This is a genomic window from Pseudomonas sp. GW821-FHT09H03, from assembly GCF_059415945.1.
This window is the reverse complement of sequence record NZ_JBWKOF010000022.1, coordinates 1-22,924: the sequence shown is the minus strand read 5'-3', so window position 1 is coordinate 22,924 and position 22,924 is coordinate 1. Positions and strand designations below refer to the sequence as shown.

Annotated in this window: 21 protein-coding genes, 1 tRNA gene and 1 pseudogene; 4 read left to right on the top strand and 19 right to left on the bottom strand. The window is 60.3% G+C overall.

Annotated features, from left to right (window positions below):
• Nucleotides 1-2: 2 nt before the first annotated feature.
• Both AC07OG_RS24250 and AC07OG_RS24245 read right to left on the bottom strand, forming a co-directional pair.
• Nucleotides 3-593, bottom strand: a complete 591-nt coding sequence (locus AC07OG_RS24250) for a hypothetical protein (RefSeq protein WP_495068293.1) — start codon at nucleotides 591-593, stop codon at nucleotides 3-5.
• A 109-nt stretch (nucleotides 594-702) separates the two neighbouring features.
• On the bottom strand, nucleotides 703-1,146 hold the full coding sequence (locus tag AC07OG_RS24245) for a hypothetical protein (RefSeq protein WP_060540415.1): 444 nt from the start codon (nucleotides 1,144-1,146) through the stop codon (nucleotides 703-705).
• 494 nt (nucleotides 1,147-1,640) lie between these two features.
• On the opposite strand from AC07OG_RS24245, the gene AC07OG_RS24240 reads away from it, so the two are divergent.
• Nucleotides 1,641-1,715 (top strand) — tRNA-Gln (locus tag AC07OG_RS24240).
• 189 nt (nucleotides 1,716-1,904) lie between these two features.
• Here AC07OG_RS24240 and AC07OG_RS24235 read toward each other — a convergent pair.
• The 4 genes and pseudogenes from AC07OG_RS24235 to AC07OG_RS24220 form a co-directional block, all read right to left on the bottom strand.
• Nucleotides 1,905-2,290 (bottom strand): annotated as a pseudogene (locus AC07OG_RS24235) (glutathione S-transferase family protein); the annotation flags it as partial.
• A 154-nt stretch (nucleotides 2,291-2,444) separates the two neighbouring features.
• On the bottom strand, nucleotides 2,445-2,774 hold the full coding sequence (locus AC07OG_RS24230) for a hypothetical protein (RefSeq protein ID WP_060540416.1): 330 nt from the start codon (nucleotides 2,772-2,774) through the stop codon (nucleotides 2,445-2,447).
• Between the two features lie 522 nt (nucleotides 2,775-3,296).
• On the bottom strand, nucleotides 3,297-3,800 hold the full coding sequence (locus tag AC07OG_RS24225; protein WP_495068292.1) for a GNAT family N-acetyltransferase: 504 nt from the start codon (nucleotides 3,798-3,800) through the stop codon (nucleotides 3,297-3,299).
• Nucleotides 3,801-3,838: 38 nt separating this feature from the next.
• A complete protein-coding gene (locus tag AC07OG_RS24220) occupies nucleotides 3,839-5,782 on the bottom strand; it encodes a DNA topoisomerase III (RefSeq protein WP_495068291.1) in 1,944 nt (647 codons plus the stop codon).
• A gap of 267 nt (nucleotides 5,783-6,049) precedes the next feature.
• Here AC07OG_RS24220 and AC07OG_RS24215 point away from each other — a divergent pair, with 267 nt between their 5' ends.
• Nucleotides 6,050-6,418, top strand: coding sequence for a DUF427 domain-containing protein (locus AC07OG_RS24215; protein ID WP_060540419.1), 369 nt, complete (start codon nucleotides 6,050-6,052; stop codon nucleotides 6,416-6,418).
• 72 nt (nucleotides 6,419-6,490) lie between these two features.
• On the opposite strand, the gene AC07OG_RS24210 is transcribed toward AC07OG_RS24215, so the two are convergent.
• Both AC07OG_RS24210 and AC07OG_RS24205 read right to left on the bottom strand, forming a co-directional pair.
• Complete coding sequence (locus AC07OG_RS24210; protein WP_060540420.1) at nucleotides 6,491-8,113, bottom strand: MFS transporter; 1,623 nt, start codon at nucleotides 8,111-8,113, stop codon at nucleotides 6,491-6,493.
• Nucleotides 8,114-8,253: 140 nt separating this feature from the next.
• Nucleotides 8,254-9,915: a GMC family oxidoreductase gene (locus tag AC07OG_RS24205; RefSeq protein WP_495068290.1), complete on the bottom strand. Its 1,662-nt coding sequence runs from the start codon at nucleotides 9,913-9,915 to the stop codon at nucleotides 8,254-8,256.
• A 131-nt stretch (nucleotides 9,916-10,046) separates the two neighbouring features.
• Between AC07OG_RS24205 and AC07OG_RS24200 the strand changes: the two genes are divergently transcribed.
• Entirely contained in the window at nucleotides 10,047-10,937 is an 891-nt protein-coding gene (locus tag AC07OG_RS24200; protein WP_495068289.1) for a LysR family transcriptional regulator, read from the top strand.
• A gap of 5 nt (nucleotides 10,938-10,942) precedes the next feature.
• Here AC07OG_RS24200 and AC07OG_RS24195 read toward each other — a convergent pair whose 3' ends face one another.
• The 11 genes from AC07OG_RS24195 to AC07OG_RS24145 all read right to left on the bottom strand — a co-directional run bounded on the left by AC07OG_RS24195 (nucleotide 10,943) and on the right by AC07OG_RS24145 (nucleotide 22,230).
• Nucleotides 10,943-12,358 (bottom strand): ATP-binding protein, encoded by a 1,416-nt coding sequence (locus AC07OG_RS24195; RefSeq protein ID WP_495068288.1) that lies wholly within the window; start codon nucleotides 12,356-12,358, stop codon nucleotides 10,943-10,945.
• Nucleotides 12,355-13,017, bottom strand: coding sequence for a response regulator (locus tag AC07OG_RS24190; protein WP_495068287.1), 663 nt, complete (start codon nucleotides 13,015-13,017; stop codon nucleotides 12,355-12,357). Before AC07OG_RS24190 ends, AC07OG_RS24195 begins: the two co-directional genes overlap by 4 nt.
• Nucleotides 13,018-13,028: 11 nt before the next feature.
• Nucleotides 13,029-13,673, bottom strand: coding sequence for a tetratricopeptide repeat protein (locus AC07OG_RS24185; protein ID WP_495068286.1), 645 nt, complete (start codon nucleotides 13,671-13,673; stop codon nucleotides 13,029-13,031).
• Nucleotides 13,670-14,479: an SDR family oxidoreductase gene (locus AC07OG_RS24180; protein WP_495068285.1), complete on the bottom strand. Its 810-nt coding sequence runs from the start codon at nucleotides 14,477-14,479 to the stop codon at nucleotides 13,670-13,672. Before AC07OG_RS24180 ends, AC07OG_RS24185 begins: the two co-directional genes overlap by 4 nt.
• Entirely contained in the window at nucleotides 14,466-15,140 is a 675-nt protein-coding gene (locus AC07OG_RS24175; protein WP_495068284.1) for an iron-containing redox enzyme family protein, read from the bottom strand. The genes AC07OG_RS24180 and AC07OG_RS24175 overlap by 14 nt, the downstream gene beginning before the upstream one ends.
• The gene (locus AC07OG_RS24170; protein WP_495068283.1) at nucleotides 15,137-16,618 is read right to left on the bottom strand and encodes an AMP-binding protein; all 1,482 of its coding nucleotides are present in this window, start codon (nucleotides 16,616-16,618) and stop codon (nucleotides 15,137-15,139) included. Before AC07OG_RS24170 ends, AC07OG_RS24175 begins: the two co-directional genes overlap by 4 nt.
• A complete protein-coding gene (locus AC07OG_RS24165) occupies nucleotides 16,608-17,285 on the bottom strand; it encodes a thermostable hemolysin (protein WP_495068282.1) in 678 nt (225 codons plus the stop codon). Before AC07OG_RS24165 ends, AC07OG_RS24170 begins: the two co-directional genes overlap by 11 nt.
• Before the next feature lie 102 nt (nucleotides 17,286-17,387).
• The gene (locus AC07OG_RS24160) at nucleotides 17,388-18,494 is read right to left on the bottom strand and encodes a DNA alkylation repair protein (RefSeq protein ID WP_495068281.1); all 1,107 of its coding nucleotides are present in this window, start codon (nucleotides 18,492-18,494) and stop codon (nucleotides 17,388-17,390) included.
• Between the two features lie 73 nt (nucleotides 18,495-18,567).
• Nucleotides 18,568-20,376 carry a monovalent cation:proton antiporter-2 (CPA2) family protein gene (locus AC07OG_RS24155; RefSeq protein ID WP_218423878.1) on the bottom strand — a complete coding sequence of 603 codons (1,809 nt, stop codon included), beginning with the start codon at nucleotides 20,374-20,376 and terminating at the stop codon, nucleotides 18,568-18,570.
• Nucleotides 20,377-20,833: 457 nt separating this feature from the next.
• Nucleotides 20,834-21,169 carry a protealysin inhibitor emfourin gene (locus AC07OG_RS24150; RefSeq protein ID WP_495068280.1) on the bottom strand — a complete coding sequence of 112 codons (336 nt, stop codon included), beginning with the start codon at nucleotides 21,167-21,169 and terminating at the stop codon, nucleotides 20,834-20,836.
• A complete protein-coding gene (locus tag AC07OG_RS24145; RefSeq protein WP_495068279.1) occupies nucleotides 21,166-22,230 on the bottom strand; it encodes a M4 family metallopeptidase in 1,065 nt (354 codons plus the stop codon). Before AC07OG_RS24145 ends, AC07OG_RS24150 begins: the two co-directional genes overlap by 4 nt.
• Nucleotides 22,231-22,374: 144 nt before the next feature.
• Here AC07OG_RS24145 and AC07OG_RS24140 point away from each other — a divergent pair, with 144 nt between their 5' ends.
• On the top strand, nucleotides 22,375-22,713 hold the full coding sequence (locus AC07OG_RS24140) for an FKBP-type peptidyl-prolyl cis-trans isomerase (RefSeq protein WP_218423881.1): 339 nt from the start codon (nucleotides 22,375-22,377) through the stop codon (nucleotides 22,711-22,713).
• Nucleotides 22,714-22,924 lie beyond the last annotated feature (211 nt).

Sequence of the window (22,924 nt, the reverse complement as noted above, 5' to 3'; positions counted from 1 at the left end):
TGTTAAAACCCTGTGTAGCTGAAGTAGACAATTGCCACGGTCACGGCAAGGGTAAACGCTGCCAGGGCTTTGGTGGTCGCCAAGGTGTCGAACCCTGGCAGGGATGGGCTCGTGCCGTGCAGATGGGGAGGTGAAAACCCGGTGGGGTTATTGCGCCGATGCTGGATGACCCGCAAGGTCTGGTGCACGCCGACCAGCAGGGAAAGGATAAACACCACGAGGGCAAACCAGCGAGACATTACCTGTACAGCTGACGATGTCTCGTGTTCGTCCAGGCAGGCGACGCTATCAACTTCCTTTACGCTGATGGGCAGATACGCTTTCGAAGACTGCGGAGCATCACCGTGGACCTTGTCCAGTTGTTCCAGGTCCAGCGCCTGATACTGCCACAGGGTTGTGGAACCTTCCCGGCAATAAGTGAACGCGGTGGGGTTTGCTGCCTTGATGATACAGGCGTCGTGGATGCCTATTTTTTTCAGTGTTTCAGTCGCTGACCTTGTGAAGTCCATATCGAACACAGGCATGATTCCGGTGGCGAACGCCTCCATCGAAAGCAGCAGGCCGCCTATGGTGCAGATGGCTGGATTTTTCAAAGTATGGGCGTCCTCGTTTCCGTCTGCCGTCAGTACGGATTACGGCTGCAACCTGCCGTTGACGAAGTCTAGACGCATTCGAAAATCATGTAGCGACTGAAACGGATTTCTAGCTACAGGCATCGTTGACAGCTTTTTCGGCGCGCTTGAATTCCTGTTTGACGTCAGTCGGGATGCGTTGTTTTTTCAGTTCCTGGCCAAGGAACGGCTGTTCGCCCCGGGATTCGACTTCTGCGTCTTCAGCGACGATTTGCGCCTGGATAACGGTGGCATGCTGTTCGATGACGGCATCGACCTCCGCTTCGTTCTTCGCGGTATCGAGCGCGCGAACCAGTTTGCCTGCTTCGGCCTTTTCGGCTTCGGCATAGGCTTCTACCGACAGCCCTGCAGCCATGGCCCGTGCCTGGGTTTCGAGGATTTTGATATGTTGCTGCGCGGCCCTGCATACCGCCTCTTGCCGCTGGTTATCCACCACTTTCCAGGTGTTCACCCCATAAATCGCGGTGCCGGCGACCAGGACGGTGACGATGGCAGCGATCAGTTTGCCTTTCAATTGCGTGTCCTCAAGTGGCCGTGAAAGAGTATTGCGCAATCATTGCCTATCCCCCCGAGAGGAAAGAAAAGCCTGGCAGGCCTGGCTGGACCGAAAAACGGTCAAGGGGAAAGTGCGACCCGGTGCTCCAGGCGAGTGGCAGCGGGGGCAGGCGCTGAGTGTTCATGACCAAGGCTTCAACACTGTCCTACTTACAACGTAGCACACCTTCGAGGCGTGCATGCGGGGCCCCGACGGCTTTATGACTACCCCGTTGCAAGGCGTGGATAATTGCCTTGATTTGTCAGGTGAAAATAAAGGGCCTTGGTGACAGGGCGCGTGCTGCAGAGCCTTTGAAGTACAGTAAGCACCTGTTTTAAAAAACAATTTGTGAAAAAAAAGCTTCACAGGCGCCAAGGAAGTTGGTAAATTTGCGCCCACTCTCGCAGCAGCTCTTACGGAGTTGTAAAGCGGGCAGTTCAAAAAGAGAGCCCGGCTCTCGTCGCAACAGATACAGGGGCGTCGCCAAGCGGTAAGGCAGCAGGTTTTGATCCTGCCATGCGTTGGTTCGAATCCAGCCGCCCCTGCCATTTTCTCTTCCTGCAAGCACACAGAACCCGGTCGACGGCTCTTTATGCCAGTCTTTCGTGTTTGCAGTCGCTGTCAATTTCGATGCGCTTGGCTACCAAATCCATTAAATGTCGCGCTGTAGTCGTCACTACATACGACAGCTTTTGCCATGCCGCCCGAGGCATTACCTGGGGCGTTTTCGTTGACCGCTAGCGAAACCGATCCGGGATCGCTTCGGCGAACGGGTAAAGGGCAAAGTAAGGCCTGGCTTCATTGATGACCCGCTGTACCGATGGGTGCTGATCAACCGCTCAAAGTAGGCGCCAAGTTGCCGATGCGTGTCACCGAACGGCACCAGCGTGCTGGCATAGAACAGCGCCGGCGCGGCTGCACAGTCGGCCACGCTGAAGTCGGGGCTGGCTACCCACGTTGTATTGGCCAGTTGCCGCTCGAGCATGTCGTACGCTGTCGTCAGCATGATGCGTTGGCGGGTCAGGTCGCCGTTGGTTGCATGTATGCGATCGCTGACGATTTGCTGTATCGGCACCTGCACGTGCAGGTCGAAAAAGCGGTCCCATAAACGTACTTCCATCGCCAGCAGGCTGGCTCCCACAGGATTTGAGGTCGTACGCAAATCTTGTGAACCCCATAAGTCATTGTGGGAGCCAGCCTGCTGGCGATGGCGGCAGGACAGACAATAAAAAAGGGCCTGCTCTTGATTAGGAGCAGGCCCTTTAGATATTTAGATATTAGTAGAGCCGGTCAATCACCCGAACTTCGTTATTGTTCTGCATCGAGTTCCACGCCTGTTTCAGGGTTTGCAGAACACTGGCGATGAAGTCCTTGTCGGCTGCCGCTTTCTTGCCGACATAGCCCTGGCCGCGACGGTACATCTTCAGTCGGGCAAGCAGGTTCTGGTTGTTCTGGTCGAACTCCGCTTCGTGGGCGTGCGGCGACAGGCAGTCGATGTGAACCTGGCCACACTTGCTGATCCAGAGAATATGGTTGTCGTGGCTGTCTTTCTTTGCAGCGAACATACGAGCCAGTTCATCGATAGTTGGTTGATTGTTCAGATTCATCATAAAGCCCCTTGACCAATTGGTGATCTTTCTAAAGTTGAGTCGCTATACAGGTAGCCCATCGGTTAGTTGATCCCTGGCACCGAAACCAGGACGTCAGCGTTCGACCGCCAAATTGGCGGGGTCCTGCGTCTGTTGCATGTAGTCGTGTTGAATAACTGCTACGCAATAGCGTCACAACGAAGAGAAGCGGCGAAAACCTTCAGGCCACTGCCGACGTTTTCAGGGTCGGCCACAAGCATCATGAGGATTGCTCGCCAAGTCTTCTCGCCCTTGTACTGGACGTTCAGGCCAGGTCAGCTTCTTCAATCTGCCTTGTGGGCAGCGTGTATCCGGGAAAAACAGCTCGGCGGTCAGACGAGCTTGCTCAAACGTGTTGCCTGTACTCCCGATCGGGGAGACGTCTGCATCATGCAAGGCCAAATCGGTCGAGTCAACGGTTTTGTAGTGAATATTTTTACGCACTACATATTGTCGGACAAAGCTGTTCGGAATGAGCAGGGAGGGCAGGGATGATGCCCGTCAGGGGGCGAGCGGGGCTGACTCGAAGCGGTAAACGGTGCAGCGATTGTGCTCGATGACCAGCTGATGCCGGGCGATCGGGCCCGTGCCGAGGGTGGGCATTACGGCGCTCCAGAACAGGTGCGCCGGCTTATTCGCGTCGATATGGAAAATCTGCCATTGACCGGGTAGTTGGCTCAAGAGGGTGGATATGACAAAACTGCCGACACCCTGGCCACGATAGCCGCGGCTGACGAACAGGTAGCCGATGTTGTACCGGGCGCCTGGCAAATGGGTCCGGTCATCCACAGTCACGAAACCGGCCAGCTCGCCGTCGACCCTGATCAGAAATGGCTGTGTCGCCGGGTCTCTCCAGTAATGCGGCATGGGCAGGATGTTGAAAAAGCCCTGTTGACCCAGCTTTAGCGGCAACCACTCGCTGAAGTCGTAGGTGTAGAACTGCATCAGGTTTTCGATGATTTGCAGTTCGTCACGTTGCGCGGCGTGCAGTTCTATCTCGGGCATGCTGGCGGGCTCCTGGCTTGCAGTGCGACACAGGGCAATTATGGCTTGGCCGGTTTCGCCGCGCGTTTGCCTGCGCTCGATGGTTTGCGCTGGGTTTTCTTGCGTTTGCTCTTCCAGGGGGTAGCGGCGCGTCCGCTGGGAGGTGGGCCGCTGATGGTCAGGCTCAGGCCGGCGCAGCGACTGACCTGCTTGCTCATCCACGCCGCTTGTTTGGTGACGAACTCTTCCAGGCTCATTTCGCCGCTCTGCACCATGTCCAGGGCCTGTTCCCAGATGGCCGTGGTCCCCGGGTCGGCGATTGCACGGGGCACGGCATCTATCAGGCTGAAAGCTGCCGGGGTCGCGGCCAGGGCCTTGCCGTTCTTGACCAGATAACCACGGTCGAGCAGGCCCTGGATGATCGAGGCGCGTGTCGCTTCGGTGCCGATGCCGGTGGTGTCCTTGAGTTTTTGCTTGAGCAACGGATCGTCCACCAGCTTGGCGACGTTCTTCATTGCCTTGATCAGATCGCCTTCGGTGAAGGGTTTGGGCGGTTGCGTCCACAGGTCCTTGAGCTGCACGCCGGCAACCGCGCAATCAATGCCTTCGCGCAGGTTCGGCAGGGTTTGGGGTGCGGGCGTCTCGCGGCCCTTGGCCGGTGCCAGGGCTTCAGGCAGGGCGCGTTTCCAGCCCGGCTCGACGATCTGCTTGCCGACGGCGCGCAAGGCTTCACCGGCGCAGTCGAAGTCGGCCTGGGTGCGATCGAATTCGTGATTGGGCAGGAACTGCGCCAGATAGCGCGCGCGAATCAGGGAGTAGACCGCACGGTGCTTGCCGGTCAGACGTTCCAGGTTCTTCGCGGCGGCGGTGGGGATGATGCCATGGTGGGCACTGACCTTGGCATCGTTCCAGGCCCGTGAGCGCCGCTGCGGCTCAAGGTGGTCGTGCAGGGCGTTCAGTGCCGGGTCGGCCTGGCGCAACGCGGCCAGAATGGCCGGCGCTTCGCTGTGCTGACTGAGGGGCAGGTAGCCACAATCGCTGCGAGGGTAGGTGATGACTTTGTGGGTTTCGTAGAGGGCCTGGGCAATGTCGAGGGTTTCCTGGGCGCCGAGGCCGAGTTTTTTCGAGCAGACTTCCTGCAGGGTGCCCAGGTCGAATGGCAGCGGCGCCACTTCGCGCATGCGCTCGGTGCGCAGCTTGATCACCCGGGCACTGGCCGCGCCGGCCATGGCGGCCGCAGCTTGTTGGGCCAGAGCCTGATTCAGGCAGCGGTCCTGGTCGTCGCAGACTTCGGAGGCCGCCCGCCATTGCGCGGTGAAAGCCGTGCCATCGTGCAGCAGGTTGACGTCGATGGCCCAGTAGGCGACGGGGACGAAATCGGCAATGCTGCGGTCGCGATCCACCACCAGGCGCAGGGTCGGAGTTTGCACGCGGCCGACCGGCAAAACCCCCTGATAACCGGACTGGCGCCCCAGCAGGGTGAACAGCCGGCTCATGTTCATGCCGATCAGCCAGTCGGCCCGGGAGCGCCCCAGCGCCGAATGATAAAGGCTGAAGGTCTCGGCCCCCGGTTTGAGTGCCGCCAGGGCCTTGCGGATCGAGGCGTCGTCCAGCGCCGACAACCAGAGCCGGCGGATCGGCCCGCGATAGCGGCAATGCTCGACCAGCTCCCGGGCGATCATCTCGCCTTCACGGTCGGCGTCGGTGGCGATGATCAATTCCGATGCTTCACCGAGCAGGCGCTTGACCGCTTTGTACTGGCTGGCGGTACGCGGCTTGACGGTCATCTTCCATTTGTCCGGAATGATCGGCAGGTCCGCCAGCACCCAGCGCTTGTAGCGTGCGTCATAGGCATCCGGTGGTGCGGTTTCCAGCAGGTGGCCGATGCACCAGGTGACCGTGACGTCCGTTCCCAGCCAGCAGCCGTCGCCCCGGCGCCTGGCACCGAGCACGGCCGCAATGTCTTTGGCCTGGGAGGGTTTTTCACAGAGGTACAGCCGCATAACCACCATCGTCGATCAATGTGCGTGAGGTGCACAGGATGGCGGTTGCTGCGCGTTGGGGCAATCTTTATCTGTATGGATGTACAGCTTGTTTGTTGCGATGGGTTTATCACCCGTTCGGCGTTGAAGCACTCGCGATTGCGAAACTTGGGTTATACCTGACTGTTCGAGGTCTCAGGTTGTGGGGCTGCTGCGCAGCCCATCGCGGGCAAGCCCCGCTCCCACATTGGTCCGGGGCGTTGCCATTTGTCATGAGGAGCGTATTCCATGAAAAGCTCAAGTCCCAGTCCTGTCATCACCATCGCCGAGCAGCCCGGCTGCCTGCTGGTGATGTTCCACGGTATCCAGGTGGCCGCTTCGGCTCGTGCGTTGGTGTTGCTGGAGGCCAATTACCCGTCGGTGTACTACGTGCCGCGAGAGGACATCGACGAAAAGTATTTTGCCCGTACCGATCACACCAGTTATTGCCCCTACAAGGGCGATGCCAGCTATTTCAGCCTGCAGGTGCCGGGGCATGAAGGCGCCAACGCGGTGTGGAGCTACGAAGACCCCAAGGTGTCGGTAGAGCAGATTCGCGGATACATGGCGTTCTATCCGGATCAGGTGAAGTTCGAGCTGCTCGACGCCGAGGTTTAAGTGCGCTGTTGGACCTTCACCGTGGCGAGGGAGGCAATCCCACGCCACGGGTAAATGCCAGGACCGATCGCGTCAGTTCTTGTCCAGATCGACGTTGCGCGTCTCGCGCAGACACAGCAAACCCACCACCAGGCTGACTCCGGTGATCACCACCGGATACCACAGCCCATAGAAAATATCCCCGGTGTACACCACCAGGGCGAACGACACAGTCGGCAGGAATCCACCGAACCAGCCATTGCCGATGTGGTAGGGCAGGGACATCGAAGTGTAGCGGATGCGGGTCGGGAACAGTTCGACCATCAGCGCAGCCAGCGGTCCGTAGCACATGGCGGAGATGATGATCAGCGCGACGATCAGGGCAACGATCATCGGTTTGTTGATCTGCTGCATGTCCGCCTGTTGCGGATAACCGGCGAGAGTCACCGCGCCACGCAGGGCTGATTCGTCGAAACCGTCGATCTGCACGTCACCGACGCTGATCTGCACGCCACTTCCGGCCGGTGCGGCTTCACTGTGGTAAGGCAGGCCCTGCTTGACCAGGAAGGTCTTGACCTTGTCACAAGGGCTGTCGAATTTCGCCTTGCCCACCGGGTCGAACTGGAAGGTGCAGGTGGCCGGGTCGGCCAGTACGGTGATCGGTGCCTGGCGGCTGGCCTGGTCGATGGCCGGGTTGGCGTAGTGGGCCAGGGTCTTGAAGATCGGGAAATACAGTGCAGTGGCGAGCAACAGGCCGAGCATCAGTATCGGCTTGCGCCCGACCTTGTCCGACAGCCAGCCGAAGAAAATGAAGAAGGGTGCGCCAATGGTCACGCTGACGATCAGCAAGCCGTTGGCCACGGCCGGGTCCATTTTCAGGAACTGGGTGAGGAAGAACAGCACATAGAATTGCGCGGCATAGAAGGTCACCGCTTGCCCGGCATTGATGCTGAACAGGGCGATCAGCACCACCTTGAGGTTTTCCCATTTGCCGAAGGAGTCACGGATCGGCTGTTTGCACAGCTTGCCTTCTTCTTTCATTTTCACGAAGGCGGGGGACTCGTGCAGGCTCAGGCGAATCCAGGTGGAGATGCCCAGCAGCACGATGGAAAACAGGAACGGAATACGCCAGCCCCAGACTTCGAACTGATCGCCAGTGAAATAGCGGCAACCCAGCACTACCAGCAGCGACAGCAGCAGGCCCAGGGTCGCGGTGGACTGAATCCAGCTGGTGTGGAAACCGCGCTTGCCCATCGGCGCGTGTTCCGCGACATAGGTGGCGGCGCCGCCGTACTCACCGCCCAGGGCCAGGCCCTGGAGCATGCGCAGCACCACCAGGATGATCGGCGCTGCGATGCCGATGCTGGCGTAGGTCGGTAGCAGTCCGACGCAGAAGGTCGCCAGGCCCATGAGGATGATGGTGGCGAGGAAGGTGTACTTGCGCCCGATCATGTCCCCCAACCGGCCGAACACCAGGGCGCCGAATGGGCGGACGATGAAGCCGGCAGCGAAGGCCATCAAGGCAAAGATGAATGCCGTGGTGTCGTTGACCCCGGCGAAAAACTGCTTGCTGATCACCGCCGCGAGGGCGCCATAGAGGAAAAAGTCGTACCACTCGAATACCGTCCCGAGGGACGAGGCAAAGATGACTTTCTGGGTCTCCTGGCTGGTGCTCGTGCTGCGCGCGGCTTCCAGGGGCTGAACGTGTTCTGACATTGCGTATCCCTCACAGTGATTGTTTTTGTTGTTCCACTGGTGTTGCCTGTTCCATTTCAGGGGTAATGCTCGGTGTCCGTGACCCTGATGTGACCCTTGTGGGAGCGGGCTTGCTCGCGAAGGTGTCGTGTCATTCAACATCAAGTTGAATGATCCACCGCTTTCGCGAGCAAGCCCGCTCCCACAGGGGTTGTGTCTACAGCAGGGGTAAGGATCAGTTGCGCCGCTTTCTCGGCGATCATCAGCGTAGGCGAGCAGGTGTTGCCCGAGGTGATACGCGGCATGATCGAGGCATCGGCAATGCGCAGGCCGGGGATGCCATGGACCTTGAGTTGCGCATCGACCACGGCATCGGCGTCATTGCCCATGCGGCAGGTGCCGACCGGATGGAAGATCGTCGTGCCGATCCGCGCGGCGGCTTCGTGCAGTTGCTCATCGCTTTGCAGGCTGTCGCCGGGCAGGTACTCGACCGGGTTGAAGGCTTTCAGGGCCGGCGCAGCGACGATGCGGCGGGTCAGGCGAATGGCGTCGGCGGCGACCCGCAAGTCTTCCGGGTGGCTTAAATAGTTGGGCTCAATCAGTGGCGCTTGCTGCGGATCGGCAGAGCGGATTTCCACGCGACCACGGCTCTGCGGGCGCAGATCACAGACGGACGCGGTGAACGCCGGGAAGGCGTGCAGCGGTTCGCCAAAGCGCTCCAGGGACAGCGGTTGCACGTGGTACTCGAGATTGGCAGAAGTTTGCTCCGGCCCTGAACGGGCGAAGGCGCCCAACTGGCTCGGCGCCATGGACAGCGGGCCACTGCGGTCATACAGGTAGCGCAGGCCCATGCCCATCTTGCCCCACAGGCTGCCGGCGATCTGGTTCAGGGTACGCGCGTTTTCCAGCTTGTAGATCAGCCGCAGTTGCAGGTGATCCTGCAGGTTGCCGCCGACACCGGGCAGTTCATGGACGACGCCTATGCCCAGGCGCTCCAGCAGCGGGCGAGGGCCGATGCCCGAACGTTGCAGGATGCTCGGCGAACCGATGGAGCCGGCACAGAGGACGATTTCCTTGCGCGCCCTGAAGGTTTTCACCTGACCTTGCCATCGCGCGCTGACCGCTGCTGCGCGGCCATTGTCCAGCAGCACGCGGTCGACTTCGACGCCGGTCAGTACCGTGAGATTGCTGCGCTGGCGAACCGGTTTGAGAAACGCCTTGGCCGCGTTCCAGCGCACGCCGGCCTTCTGATTGACCTGGAAATAACCGCAGCCTTCGTTATCGCCCTGGTTGAAGTCGTCGATGCTGGCGATGCCGCTTTGTTCGGCGGCACTGCGAAAGGCATCGAGAATCGGCCACGACAGGCGCTGGCGTTCGACTCGCCATTCCCCGGCGGCACCGTGAAATTCGGCGGCGCCGGCAAAGTGGTTTTCGCTTTGCTTGAACAGCGGCAACACGTCCTGCCAACGCCAGCCAGGATTACCGTCGGCCGCCCAGCCGTCGTAATCGCCGGCCTGGCCGCGCATGTAGATCATGCCATTGATCGACGAGCAGCCGCCCAGCACCTTGCCGCGCGGGTAGCTGAGAGTGCGGCCTTGCAGGCCCGGTTGCGCTTCGGTCTTGAAGCACCAGTCGGTGCGCGGGTTACCGATGCAGAACAGGTAACCCACGGGGATATGAATCCACGCATAGTTATCGCGACCACCGGCTTCGAGCAGCAGCACCCGCTGCTGCGGGTTGCTCGACAGTCGATTGGCCAGCAGACACCCGGCCGGCCCGGCGCCGACCACGATGTAGTCGTATTCATCAAGGGAAGTCGGCATCCATGACCTCGTTTGTTGTTCTTGTTGTCGGTCATCCTAGTTGTTAGCTTTCGGCAAAAGAATGTTAGTTTTTGCGCAGCCGCTGTGCGTTTTTGAACAGCCAACCCCATAGCCCGGCTCAAGGATGATTCATGTTCGACTGGAATGACCTGCGGTTTTTTCTCGAATTGCAGCGCAGCGGGCGTCTGCTGACCGCTGCCCGCCGTTTGAACACCACCCACGCCACTGTGGCGCGGCACATCGAAGCCATCGAGAAGAGTCTGGGCACGGCGCTGTTCGTGCAGCATGCCCAAGGCTATGAGTTGACCCCGGCCGGCGAAGCGCTGCTCAAACACGCCGAGGCGATGGAAAACGTCGCGCTGCTGGCCCAGGAGGAGATCACCCAGTCCACGGCGCCACTGGGCAAGATCCGCGTCGGGGTGACGGAAGGGCTGGGGATCATGTTCCTCGCCAGTCGCATGAACGGCCTGTTCGAACGCTATCCCGGACTGGAAGTGGAGCTGGTGGCGGTGCCGCGCTTTGTCAGCATCCTCAACCGCGAAGCGGAAATCAGCATCCACCTGGAACGCCCGGCCGCCGATATGCTGGTGACCCGAAAACTTACCGATTATCGACTGGCACTGTATGCCAGCCAGGACTATCTCGACCGCTCGCCACCGCTGCGCAGCCGCGAAGACCTGGGCAGACATGCCTGGATCGGCTATGTCGACGACCTGTTGTTCAGCCAGGAGTTGATGTTCCTCAACAGCTTTTGCCGCAACCCGCAGGTGGTCTTTCACAGCACCAGTGTGATTGCCCAGCAACAGGCGGCGCGCTCCGGCCTGGGGATCGCCGTGCTGCCCTGTTACATGGCCAGCGCCGACCCTGAGCTGGTGCCGCTACTGCCGGACGAAAGCATCCAGCGCAGCTACTGGATCAGCACCCGCCGCGAACTGCACAAGTCCGTGCGACTGCGGGTATTGTGGGATTACGTGGTGCAGTTGTGTGAGCGCGAGCAGGGGTTGCTGGCGGGCACGCAGTAGCGGACTCAGTCCTTGGGCGGCTCGTGGGTGGTCCGCCGCGCTGGACTGCGGGGCTGGCCATGTGGAATCGTCAGGGTTGCGCGCAAGCCGCCTTCTCGCCGGTTGACCAGAGTGATGCGTCCACCCAGGCGGGTGGCAATGGTATTGACGATGGTCAGCCCCAGGCCCGCACCCTGAGCATTGCCTCGGCTGTAGAATCGTTCGAACAATCGTCCCTGATCCGCTTCGTCGATGCCCGGCCCCTGATCTTCGATGCTCAGCTGAAAACCGCCGTCGGCCTCAATCAGCTGCACTCTGATAACGCCCTGTTGCGGTGAGAAGTTCGCGGCATTGGTGATCAGATTATTCAGGGCGATATCGATGGCCGCGGCGTCGGCGAGCACCTCAAAGGACTGCCCGGAGGTATCGAACACCAGTTCCAGCTGCTTGCTCAGCAGCCAGGGGGTGAGCTGAGCCAGACTGTCGCGGACCGTCTGCGCAAGATCGATGGCATGCAGTGCCGGCGTCTGGTTTTTCGGTTCGAGGCGGGCCATGGTCAGTAACTGATTGACCAGACGGCTGGTGCGGTCGACCCCGGTAATCAGGAACTCCAGGGATTCACGTCGCTCCTCTTCGGTCCCGGCTTGCAGCAGGTTTTGTGCATGGACCCGCAGAACGGCCAGGGGCGTGCGCATTTCATGGGCTGCATCGGCAATGAAACGTCGCTCCCGTGCGAGCACCTCCTGAATTTGTGCAAGCATGCGGTTGAGTGCCGCCTGCATCGGTTCCAGCTCGGTGGGCAGGGGCGACAGCTGCAGCGGCTCCAGCGAGCCGCTGTGTCGGGCCCGCAAGGTCGCCGCCATGTTGGCCAGGGGCTTGAGACCCCAACCGATGGCCAACCAGACCATCAGCGCGAGAATCAGGCTGCCCAGTACATTGGGCCACAGAGTATGCCGCACGATGCGGTCCACCAGGTCGGTGCGCACGTCGTCACGTTCACCGACCCAGATGCGCAGATCGTTCTGTTTGTCCTCCAGCAGGAACGCGCGCCAGTGACGGTCATTCGTATCGACCAGGTCACTGAAACCGGGTTTGGAGGGGGGCGCGGTGAAGGAGGGGGCGCTGGAGGTATGCACCAATACTTCGCCCTGGCGATTCCACACCTGAAAGGCGATCTTGCTTTCATAGGGGTGGCCATCGACACTCGGTACCGCCTCGCTCAACGCCTTGTTGAACGACTGGTACAACGCAGCGTGCTCTTTGCTGGCCAGCGGCATACGCAGCACGCCCTGCAGCAGTCGGGCGTTCTGGGCCAGTTGAGCGTCGTAGATTTCGGCGATTTCATGGTTGCTGTCATGCAGGTTGAACACGCTGATGACCGCGAGGCCGGTGAGCATCAGGCCGATGATCAGCGTCAGCGTACGACGCCGGATCGAACTCATCGACGTTCCTCTACCAGGTAGCCGACACCCCGGATGGTGCGGATCAGATCGGTGGAGAATTTCTTGCGCAGGTGATGGATGTGCACTTCAAGGGTGTTGCTTTCGGCTTCTTCATTCCAGCCGTATAACAGTTGCATCAAATGATCGCGAGTCATCACCCGGCCAGGTGGCGACAGCAGTTCGTGGAGCAGTTGATATTCCTTGGGCGTCAGGGTGACTGTCTCGCCCCCATACGTCACTTGCTGGTTAACCGGGTTCAGGCAGATTCCGGCATGTTCGATCAGCGCTTGCGCGCGACCTGCGCTGCGCCGCAACAAGGCACGCAGGCGCGCCTTGAGTTCGTCGAGGTCAAAGGGCTTGACCAGATAATCGTCGGCACCGGCATCCAGTCCGGCGATACGGTCTTCGGTGGCATCGCGGGCCGTGAGAATCAGCACCGGAAGGCTGGAGCCGCTGTCACGCAGGCGGCGCAAGACTTCCAGGCCATCCATGCGTGGCAGGCCCAGGTCGAGCACCGCCAGGTCGAAGGTTTCGCTGAGCAGCGAATGCAAGGCACTGTAGCCATCCTGTAACCAGTCGACGGTATAGCCTTCGCGATCGAGGGCCTGATGGATGCCCTCGCCGAGTGGCACGTCATCTTCAATCAGTAATAAACGCACGCAGACCCCTGTCAGCCGAGTTTTTTGTTCACGTCCACCAGCAACGCTTCGACCTCTTTGCGGCGACCGGCGTCGGCGGTTTCGCGCCCCGGCCTTGGTGCCGCTTGCAAGGCTTTTTGCAGTGCCGTACGGGCTTCAGCGTAGCGCTTTTGACGGTAGAGGTGATCGCCCCAGAAGTACAGCGGATCTATGCCATTGGGGTTCATTTGCAAGGCAACTTTGAGCAGTTGTTCGGCTTGCTGCGAGTCGCCGAAACCAATAGGCCAGCCCGGAACCCGGTCATACAGCGCGCCCAGGCTGGTGTACGCCGAACCTTGCAGGGCCTTGGGGTCCAGGGCCATGGCTTTTTCCAGCTCGACTTTCGCGTCCTTGACCTTGCTCAAGGCACCCAGCCCGCCCTGGGCGCCCGCCCAACTGCTGGTAACGATGCCCGCCCAGATCCAGGCCTCGGCGACGTTCTGGCGTTCCTGGGTGAAACTCGACGTCTCGGCTGCCAGCTTTTCGAAGGCTGCGGTACGTTGACTCTCCGGCAGCTCATACTGAATGTGCGCCCAGTTTTGCTGGATGCGGGTCAAACGTTGTTGGTCGGCGGCGTCCAGGGCCCACACACTTTGGCTCAAGACCCCAAACAGCAGGCAAGCGGCGATCTTCTTCATGGTTTGAGATTCTCGTTGTCGGGTTTCTGGCTCAAGTGACGAATCAACGGCAATTGTTTGCGCAAACCGCGATCCACCAGATGGGGAAGCAAGTTGTTGAGGCGTACAAAAAAACGTTCCGGCCAGCCCAGGTACAGATCGCGGCGATCACCGGCAATCGCGTGAATGACAGCGGTTGCCACTGTTTGCGGATCATCGACATTGGTCTTCAGGGCATCGTTCAGGGCCTGTGCCGCGGGGCTGTTCATGTTGGTGCGGGTGGCGCGCGGGGCGACATAGAGCACGCTGACGCGGGTGTCCGCCAGCTCCCGGCGCAGCGCTTCGGAGAACCCGCGCAGGGCAAATTTGCTCGCGCAATAGCTGGCGTAGCCGGCGTAACCGATGGACCCGTAGGTCGAACCCACGTTCACTACCATGGCGTTGCTGGCCCGCTTGAGCAGGGGCAGGAGTATTTTAGTCAGGCAGATCGGTGCACTGATGTTCAGCGCCAGCATGGCCTCGATTTCGCTGTCATCGAGCTGTTCGAGCATGGCGAAATTATTCACTCCGGCGGCATTGATCAGCAGATTGATGCCACCAATGCATTCGGCCTCCGCCAGCACTTCCAGGCGGTGGGGGCGCATGGTCAGGTCAGCACCAATCCAGCACAGGTTCTTGGGGTAACGCTGCAGCAGCGGCTCCAACGGCTCCCGATGCCGAGCCACGGCCAATACCCGGGCACCATTGGCGCACAGTGCCGTGGCGATGGCCAGGCCGATGCCGCCACTGGCACCGGTCAAGACGACGCGAGCTTCAGACAGATGCATGCAATTTCTCCCCGTTACGGGGCAAGCCACGGAACATCTCGGTATACAGCCGGTACACCACTTTAGAGGCATGAATGACGGCGGCCTGATCGTCCGGGTCGTGCAGTTTGTTCATCAACAGGCGGTAGGTCTGCATGTGCTCGATATCCAGCGAGCCATGGGAGCTGAGGTAGCTGAAAGCGCTTTGCGGCAGTTTCAGCCGGTCACGAATGCTGGTGGCCGCGTGCGTGGCCAGGGCAATACTGGTGCCTTCCAGCACGTTGACCATGCCGAACAGGGCCACCGGATTGTCGCGAGCAATCAGGTCATAGAGAAAGCTGACCATCAACTCGATCGGCAACGACGGGCGACCATCGCGTACGGCGTCCGGGTCGCCACCGCAGGCCTGGATGTCATTGAGTACCCATTGTTCATGACCATATTCATCCTCTATGTATTCGCATACCGCTTTACGCAACCATTCCAGGCGCTGCGGCAAACGCGCCCCGCAGGCCATCATCAGGGGTACGGTATGCCGGACGTGGTAATAGGCTTGAGTGAGGAAAGCCTGGTAGCTTTCCAGGCTGACCTTGCCTTCAAGGGCGTCGACAATGATCGGCAAATTGAACAGTTCGTGACGCTCCTGGCGGGTAGCGTCCTGCAGCGTGTCAAAAAAACTCATGATGCGGTTTCCTCGGCGCATGGCCATTGAGTCAGTTGTGCGTGGTAACGCTCGACAATCGCGTCACGACGGGGCCGGCCATTGGCGGTCAGCAAGCCATTGGCGGGAGTAAAGGGGTGTTCCAGTCGGCTCCAGCGATGGACCTGGGCGTAATCGGGCAAGGCCTCGTTCGCCTGGGCCACGGCTGCGGCCAACTGCTCATCCGGGCAGTCCGGTTCGTGCGGCCAAAGCAGGGCATGATTGCCCGGCAGGGCTTCGCCATAGACGAATGCCTGGGCAATATGACCGCACTGGGTCAATTCGGCCTCCACCCATTCCGGGTTCACGTTGCGGCCGAAGCTGGTGACGAACTGATGTTTCTTGCGCCCCTTGAGATAGAGGAATCCCTGGGGATCGAATTCGCCGAGATCGCCGCTGGGCCACCACTGATCGGTGTGGGGTGAGTCGCCGAGATAACCGAGCAACGTCGAACCCTTGATCAACACTTCGCCGTCGACGGCCAGGCGAATCTGTACATGGGGCAGCGGCTTGCCAACACTGCCGGGGCGGTGCGCGTCCGGCTGATTGAGGCATACCACCGAGGCACATTCGGACAGGCCGTAGCCTTCGAAGACCGGCAGGCCCGCGCGCTGGGCGCGAAGCAATAGCGCCTCGCTGACCCGGGCTCCGCCCACAGCGGCAAAACGCAGGTGCCGGGGATCGAAGGCCTTGTGTTCGGCAGCGCTGACCAACAGCTGCAGTAACTGCGGCACCAGAATCAGGCTTTGGGGCTTTCGGCTGGCGAGGAAGCCCAGCAGCTGCGGGGTATCGACGCCGTTGGCACCCTGGATTCCCAGGGTTTTCTGGCTGGGCAGGCTCAAGGTCGCACCGGCATACAGCGCGGCATAACAGCCGATGTTTTCCAGGAGGATGGCCAGTGGCAACAGCGCGAGGTGGTGGCGCGTGTCGGTGCCGCGGCTGGCCTGGTCCAGCTCGCGGGTGACCCGTAAAATGCTGTCTGCACTCAGGCACACGCCCTTGGGTGTACCGGTGGTGCCTGAGGTGAAGGTCAGTTTGGCCGTACCTTCATGCATCCGGTCCGGGCCACGTGGGTCGCGGCGCCAGAACGCACCGCTCTTTGCGTATCCGGCGACTTGCAGTGAAGTTTCAAGGTGCGGTTCGGCGATCACCAGCCCGGCCTGGCTCTGCTCCAGGCAATGCTGATGCTGCGCGGAGCTGAAGAAGGGCGGCAAGGCCAGACAGGTCAACTCTTCGAACAGAATGGCCAGATCCCAAAGCATCGAGTCGACACCGTTGTCCAGTGCCAGCGCCACCACCTTGACGCGTTCCTCGCGCAATTGCTGCTGGCGGTTTCCCACCTCGACCATCAGCGTGGCATAGTCCACTTGCCGATGATCTCCCCACAACGCAATGGCGTGGGGTGTCCGTTCGGCATGCTCCAGCAGTGCTCGCTGGAAACGCTCCAGTTCAGGCGACATGGCTGGTTTCCTCGATGTTTGCAAGCAGCCCCAGGCGGGCGAACAGGCCTGTGTTGCGCAAATGCAGGAATCCGGCGCGGATGTTGCCCACGTGCACCCAGGGCTTGCTCTCGTAATAACGCCCCCAATCGTGACGCTCCTCGCCCAACCGTGCGGGGTCGGCTGTGCACAGGGTGACCGGTTTCAGACCGAGGCGATGGAAGCTGTTCACCAGGCCGACATTGCCGGTGAAGGCCACCCATTCCAGGCCGCCCATGGCCAGCAGGTACGTGATGGTGATGATGCTTAAGCGTGCGCTGCCGGTATCACTGGCGGCCAGATTGCCGACTTCGACGATAGCGCTGCGATCGACGGGGTAATCGACTATGGCACTGATCAGCCGATCGACCGGCTCGTCCAGATAACGCTCCAGAAACAGCCTTTCGCTGCCCGCCAGGCGCACGCCAGCCACCGCGCAGAGTTCACCGCAGGCGTTGCTCATGCCGAACAGTTCCGGCATGAAGTGATGGATATCGGCGCCATGGACGGTGCGGAAACGCTGATGGATAAAGTCTTCGAAGGCCGGGCGCCAGGGTTGGTCCGGCAATGCCCTGGTCAGGCTCATCGGCGGTGTGTCTGCTCGACCGAAGTGCAGCGGCAGAGGGATTTTCCAGTCGTGCTCAGGCATTGAGAGGCTTCTCCCCGGTTGATTTGAGGAGAAGTATCAGAGGCTATTCTTAACGGAGTCTGAAGATGGGAAATGACCAGCCGGGGTCCTCTTAGACGGCATTCAACCCGCGTCGGCGATTATCTCGAAGGCGGTACTGGCCAGGCGTTCGCCGTTGACCATGATATGTACGGCGTGCACGCCCGCGTAGTGCTTGCGCGTGGTGAGTTCCTTGATCTGCTGACCTCGGCTTATCACCTCGGAGGCCTTGCCGGGCAGGGTGAGGGCCTTGAGCTTGAACACTTTGGCCGAGGTGCTGCCGTTGGCCTTGACGTAATCGACCGCATAATCGATCACCAGGTGCTGACTGGTTTCGACGGTGGATTTGACGGCAAAAGACAGGGTGATTTTCTGTCCCAGGCTGATCACCGGCGGCTCGACTTTCACATTCATGATCTCGACTTCAGGCTTGCCACTCGCGCCGATGATTGCCAGCGCCCGCGGGTTCCCCTGTTTGATCAGGCTGCGCAGGGCATGTCTGGCGATCCATGCGGTGTGTTTGTCGTCCAGCGCCCAGCCTTCGATCAGGTCCAGTACCCATTCGGGATGATCCTTGGTGATGTCGTTGAGGTGATTGGCCACGGATTTGCGTACATACAGGCTGGGGTCGGCCTTGAGATTGTCGAGAATGCCGGCGGCCAGGCGCGGGTCGGCCTGCACCGGCTCCAGGCGAAACGACCATGGCAGGCGGGGTCGGCAGCCTTCGCTGGCGAGGCGCCGTACGTGTTCGTTGGCATCCAGAGACCAGTGGTGCATCAGTTGCAGCGAGCGTTGCAGGTCGCTGCGCAGGAAATGGCGGATGGCGAATTCCGATGAGCCGAACGCGGTGAAATACTTGAGCGCGTCCATTGAACGCTCGAACGCATGGGCGCCATAGCTGGCAACATAGTGCGGCAGGCACATGCTGACGAAGCCGCTGTTGAGGCGCGGGGCGAGGGCACGCAGGACTTGCAATGACGCTTCATAGTCCAGCGGCAGCACCGCTTGCAGGCATTCACTGACCCGGGCCATGCGCTGCATCACGCTCAGCTCCGCCAGGCCGCTCTGGGCCAGTTCGAGGAATGTCCCGGCATCGAATTCGGGATAGACCGCGCTCATCTCCGTGGCAATGTGCTGGAAGCGTTCGGCGTTGAAGATTTCCTTGAGGGCGGGGGAGGATTGGTCAGTCATTGTCGGCTCCTTGGGTTGTTCATCCGATGCATGTGGGAGCGAGCCTGCTCGCGATGGGGCCATCAAGCACACCTCAATTCTTGCTCGTTTGCTCTTCCAGCTGATCCGACTCAAACAGTTTCGCCAGTTCCGCCCGGGCTTCCTGCGCGGTCTGCCGGACTTTCACCGCGTCGTCATACACCGCGTGCTGGGCTTCGAGCACCTGCTCGTCGTGATGCTTGAAACGCTTGATTCGTGCATCCGCCTGAGCCGGGGTCAAACCCAGGCCGATCAGCGCCTGACGGCTCATTTCAAGGCTCGAATAGAAGGTTTCGCGCACAGCAACGGCGTCCAGGTCGATCAGGCGATGTACGTGCTGACGGTTACGGGCGCGGGCGATGATTTTGATCTGCGGATAAAGCTTGCGCACCAGTTCAGCGGTCTTGATATTGGTTTCCGGATCATCGGTGGCGATGATGAAATATTCGGCCTGGCCAACCTTGGCCGCGCTGAGGATCTCCGGGCGCATCGGGTCGCCGTAGAACACCGGCACCCCGCCAAAGCTGCGGGACAGCTCGATGGTTTCCACGGAGGTGTCGAGGGCGACGAACTTGATGTTCTGCGCGCGCAAAATACGCGAAATGATCTGGCCCATGCGGCCCATGCCGGCAATCACCACCCGTGGGGTGTCGGCATCGATTTCCCGAAATTGCTCAGGCACTTCCACCGGTTGCACCCTGGGGCTGACCAGGCGTGCGCAAACCAACAGCAACAGCGGCGTCACCGCCATGGACAGGGTAATGGTCAGCACCAGCAAGTCATGCAGCCCGGGGGCGAACAGCCCCTGGTCGCGACCGATCTGGAACACCACAAAGGCAAACTCGCCACCGGCGGCCAGCACGATGCCCAGGCGGATCGCGCTGACGTTGCCCAGGCCACCTGCCAGGCGGCCGACCAGAAACAGCAGTGGCAGTTTGATCGCGATCAGCAGCAGGGTCAGGCTCAACACCGCAATGGGTGTACTGAGCAGCAGGCTGAGATTGGCGCCCATGCCGACGCTGATGAAAAACAGGCCCAGCAGCAGGCCCTTGAACGGTTCGACCTGAGCTTCCATCTCATGGCGGTATTCGGAGTCTGCCAGCAGCAGGCCGGCAAGGAATGCACCCAGGGCCATGGAGATTCCGGCCATGTCCATCAACCACGCGGTGCCAATCACTACCAGCAGTGCCGTGGCAGTCGACACTTCGGGCAAGCCGGACTTGGCCACCACACGAAATACCGGCCGCAGCAGATACCGTCCGCCGATCACCACTACTGCGATGCTGCCAAGGACACGCAGGCCACTATTCAAGTCTTCGCCGGCGCTGGTGCTGTGATCGCCGCCGGCGAGCAACGGCACCATGGCGATCAGCGGGATCGCTGCGATGTCCTGGAACAGCAGGATCGCGAACGCCAGGCGCCCGTGGGGGCTGGTCAATTCCTTGCGTTCAGCCAGACTCTGCAGGCCAAACGCGGTGGACGACAGTGCCAGGCCGAGGCCCAGCACGATCGCGCTGTTCAAGCGCTGGCCGAAAACAAACATGGCTACTACGCCAATCACTGTTGCGGTCAGGAGCACCTGCGCCAGGCCGACGCCGAACACCGACTTGCGCATCACCCACAAGCGCCGCGGCGATAACTCCAGGCCAATGATGAACAGCAGCAACACCACGCCCAGTTCAGAGATATGGCTAACGCTTTGCGAATTACCGACCAGGCCCAGCACCGATGGCCCGATGATCACCCCGGCAAACAGATAACCCAGTACGGCCCCCAGTTGCAGGCGCTTGGCCAGGGGAACGATGAGTACGGCCGCAAGCAGAAATACGACAGCGGCTTGCAGCAGGTTGCCTTCATGTGGCATGAGAAAAACTCCTGGGACTCGGTACGGCTGGGTTACAAGGATAAAGGCTGGATCAGGAGGGATCTACAGCGCAAAAGGGCTCATCGCGAAAGTTGCTATCACAATGCCCATGTGGGAGCCCGCTCGCGATAGCGGCGTGCCAGTCGCCAGTGATGTTGAATGTGCCGGCCTCATCGCGAGCATGCTCGCTCCTACAGTGAGTCTGCAGTGGACACAAAATCTGCGTGCGGCCACATTCCCCTGTGGGAGCTGGTTTGCCAGCGATGGCGGCGTGTCAGTCGCCGGTGATGTTGGATGGGCCGGCCTCATCGCGAGCAGGCTCGCTCCTACAGTGAATCTAAGCGGACACAAATTCCGCGCACGGCACCAATCCCCTGTGGGAGCTGGCCTGCCAGCGATGGCGGTCTCATCTGTCACAAACAGGCGTAAGGCGGGCACGACGGCCATTAGCTGGCGCTCAACGCCCATTTTGCAGCAGTTCACCTTTATCCCAGAGCAGTACCAGTTCACCGGGCGCCTGGTCTTCCGGCACCTTCAATACCATTTCATCGTCCTGCTCGCCGGTGCGGAAGCGCAGTTCGATCTGGTAAAAGCGCTGATCGCCACGGCCGGATGATGAACTGGTCAGCGGCAGACAACCTTCCAGCAAGGTACAGATGCGCGTCCGTTGTTCGAAATTGCATTGTGCGAACTCGATTTCCCGTGGTCGGGTCAAGGCCTGAATCGTCGCAAAACCGCCTTGGCGAGAGAGGCGAACGACGGCTTGCTCGTCCAGTATTGGCAGGGTTTTCATGGCGCCTCCCGAGTCAGATTGACACCCACATCGGCCCAGCCCTGTTGCACGGCACGTGCCTCATGGGCACTGAAGCGCTTGCGGGCATGCTCAAGGGTCAAATGCGCGAAGGCGCTGAATGACGCTTCGCGGTTCAAGCTCCGATCGCACAATGCGTCGTACCAGATGCGACCGGCTTTCTCCCAGGCAAAGCCGCCCAGCGCTTGTGCCACCAGGTAAAACGCCCGATTGGGGATGCCCGAGTTGATGTGTACGCCACCGTTGTCCTCCTGAGTGATGACGAACTTGCCCATGTGGTCCGGTTGCGGGTCCTTGCCCAGCAGCGGGTCGTCGTAGGCGGTGCCCGGATGGGCCATGGACCGCAGGCCAACGCCATTGATGCGCGGTGTCAGCAAGTCTGCACCGATCAGCCAGTCCGCCTGATCGGCGGTCTGCCCCAGGACATGTTGCTTGATCATGACGCCAAACACATCCGACAGCGATTCATTCAGCGCGCCTGACTGGTCGGCATACACCAGGCCGGCTTCGCTTTCGATCACGCCATGGGTCAATTCATGGCCGACCACATCCAGCGAGCGGGTGAAGCGCTGGAAGATTTCGCCGTCGCCGTCACCAAAGACCATTTGCGAACCGTTCCAGAACGCATTTTCGTAGTTCTGGCCGTAATGCACGCTGCCGATCAGGGCAAACCCTTTGTTGTCGAGAGAGTTGCGACCAAGCACCTTCCAGAAAAAATCGTAGCTGGCCCCCAGCGCATCGTAGGCTTCGTCGACCGCCGGATCACCGCTTGCCGGTTGGCCCTCGAGACGCACCGGCATACCGGGTAACAGCGTTTTCCCCAGGGCATCATAAACGCTGCGTTGTGCCAGCCCTGGTTGATTGGTTTGCAGGAGAATTGCCGCCGAAGGAGGACGAACGGGTGGGCCCGGCTGATGCCGCAAGGTGCGAATATGGGTCAGGGTGTTCATCGCGCTGGCCCGCTGGTGTTCAGAACCGTTCGCGAGGATACGGCGCAGAATGTAGGGCGGGATGAAATTGCGTAGAGCCAGAGAGTCAGTCATCAGAGCATCCCTTGCACAATGGTGGTTGATACTTATGTGAGCGACAGACGAGGTATCGGTTCCACCCATTGCCATCCGCGCCGGTTTCTGCGAAAACCGCCGTCCACGCCTGCAAGAATCGGGCGAACGTGAACGAGTACGAACATGACCAACGAACTACAAATCATCGACCTCGAACCCGGCGCTGGCAAAGCCGCCGTCAAAGGCGCGCTGATCACCACCCAATACCGCGGCTGGCTGGAGGACGGCACTGAATTCGACTCTTCCTACAGTCGAGGCAAACCTTTCCAGTGCGTAATCGGCACCGGTCGGGTGATCAAGGGCTGGGACCAGGGAATCATGGGCATGCAGATCGGCGGCAAGCGCAAGCTGCTGGTGCCGGCGCATCTGGCTTATGGCGAACGCACCATGGGCAAAATCACGCCGAATTCGAACCTGATATTCGAAATTGAATTGCTGGAAGTGCTGACCCGGGATGACTGATTGACGCATCAACTCAGTCAAATGTTGAACCGAGTCGCCTGCATCGCCAGCAAGCCGGCTCCTACAGGGGCTGCATCATGTCTAGTCCTGAAATAGGTTTACACCTGTTTCAGTCTCAAAACGCCCGATGCACTGCATCGGGCGTTTTGTATTTCAAGGCCAGATGTGGCCGCTCCGCGTTGTAGATCAGCACTGATTCATCAACCATTCT

What these genes read in the sequence shown, in the direction of transcription:
- AC07OG_RS24230 (WP_060540416.1), bottom strand. Translation starts at nt 2,774, where the DNA reads ATGAATCTGAACAATCAACCAACTATCGATGAACTGGCTCGTATGTTC.
- AC07OG_RS24225 (WP_495068292.1), bottom strand. Translation starts at nt 3,800, where the DNA reads ATGCCCGAGATAGAACTGCACGCCGCGCAACGTGACGAACTGCAAATC.
- AC07OG_RS24220 (WP_495068291.1), bottom strand. Translation starts at nt 5,782, where the DNA reads ATGCGGCTGTACCTCTGTGAAAAACCCTCCCAGGCCAAAGACATTGCG.
- AC07OG_RS24215 (WP_060540419.1), top strand. Translation starts at nt 6,050, where the DNA reads ATGAAAAGCTCAAGTCCCAGTCCTGTCATCACCATCGCCGAGCAGCCC.
- AC07OG_RS24210 (WP_060540420.1), bottom strand. Translation starts at nt 8,113, where the DNA reads ATGTCAGAACACGTTCAGCCCCTGGAAGCCGCGCGCAGCACGAGCACC.
- AC07OG_RS24205 (WP_495068290.1), bottom strand. Translation starts at nt 9,915, where the DNA reads ATGCCGACTTCCCTTGATGAATACGACTACATCGTGGTCGGCGCCGGG.
- AC07OG_RS24200 (WP_495068289.1), top strand. Translation starts at nt 10,047, where the DNA reads ATGTTCGACTGGAATGACCTGCGGTTTTTTCTCGAATTGCAGCGCAGC.
- AC07OG_RS24195 (WP_495068288.1), bottom strand. Translation starts at nt 12,358, where the DNA reads ATGAGTTCGATCCGGCGTCGTACGCTGACGCTGATCATCGGCCTGATG.
- AC07OG_RS24185 (WP_495068286.1), bottom strand. Translation starts at nt 13,673, where the DNA reads ATGAAGAAGATCGCCGCTTGCCTGCTGTTTGGGGTCTTGAGCCAAAGT.
- AC07OG_RS24180 (WP_495068285.1), bottom strand. Translation starts at nt 14,479, where the DNA reads ATGCATCTGTCTGAAGCTCGCGTCGTCTTGACCGGTGCCAGTGGCGGC.
- AC07OG_RS24175 (WP_495068284.1), bottom strand. Translation starts at nt 15,140, where the DNA reads ATGAGTTTTTTTGACACGCTGCAGGACGCTACCCGCCAGGAGCGTCAC.
- AC07OG_RS24170 (WP_495068283.1), bottom strand. Translation starts at nt 16,618, where the DNA reads ATGTCGCCTGAACTGGAGCGTTTCCAGCGAGCACTGCTGGAGCATGCC.
- AC07OG_RS24165 (WP_495068282.1), bottom strand. Translation starts at nt 17,285, where the DNA reads ATGCCTGAGCACGACTGGAAAATCCCTCTGCCGCTGCACTTCGGTCGA.
- AC07OG_RS24160 (WP_495068281.1), bottom strand. Translation starts at nt 18,494, where the DNA reads ATGACTGACCAATCCTCCCCCGCCCTCAAGGAAATCTTCAACGCCGAA.
- AC07OG_RS24155 (WP_218423878.1), bottom strand. Translation starts at nt 20,376, where the DNA reads ATGCCACATGAAGGCAACCTGCTGCAAGCCGCTGTCGTATTTCTGCTT.
- AC07OG_RS24150 (WP_495068280.1), bottom strand. Translation starts at nt 21,169, where the DNA reads ATGAAAACCCTGCCAATACTGGACGAGCAAGCCGTCGTTCGCCTCTCT.
- AC07OG_RS24145 (WP_495068279.1), bottom strand. Translation starts at nt 22,230, where the DNA reads ATGACTGACTCTCTGGCTCTACGCAATTTCATCCCGCCCTACATTCTG.
- AC07OG_RS24140 (WP_218423881.1), top strand. Translation starts at nt 22,375, where the DNA reads ATGACCAACGAACTACAAATCATCGACCTCGAACCCGGCGCTGGCAAA.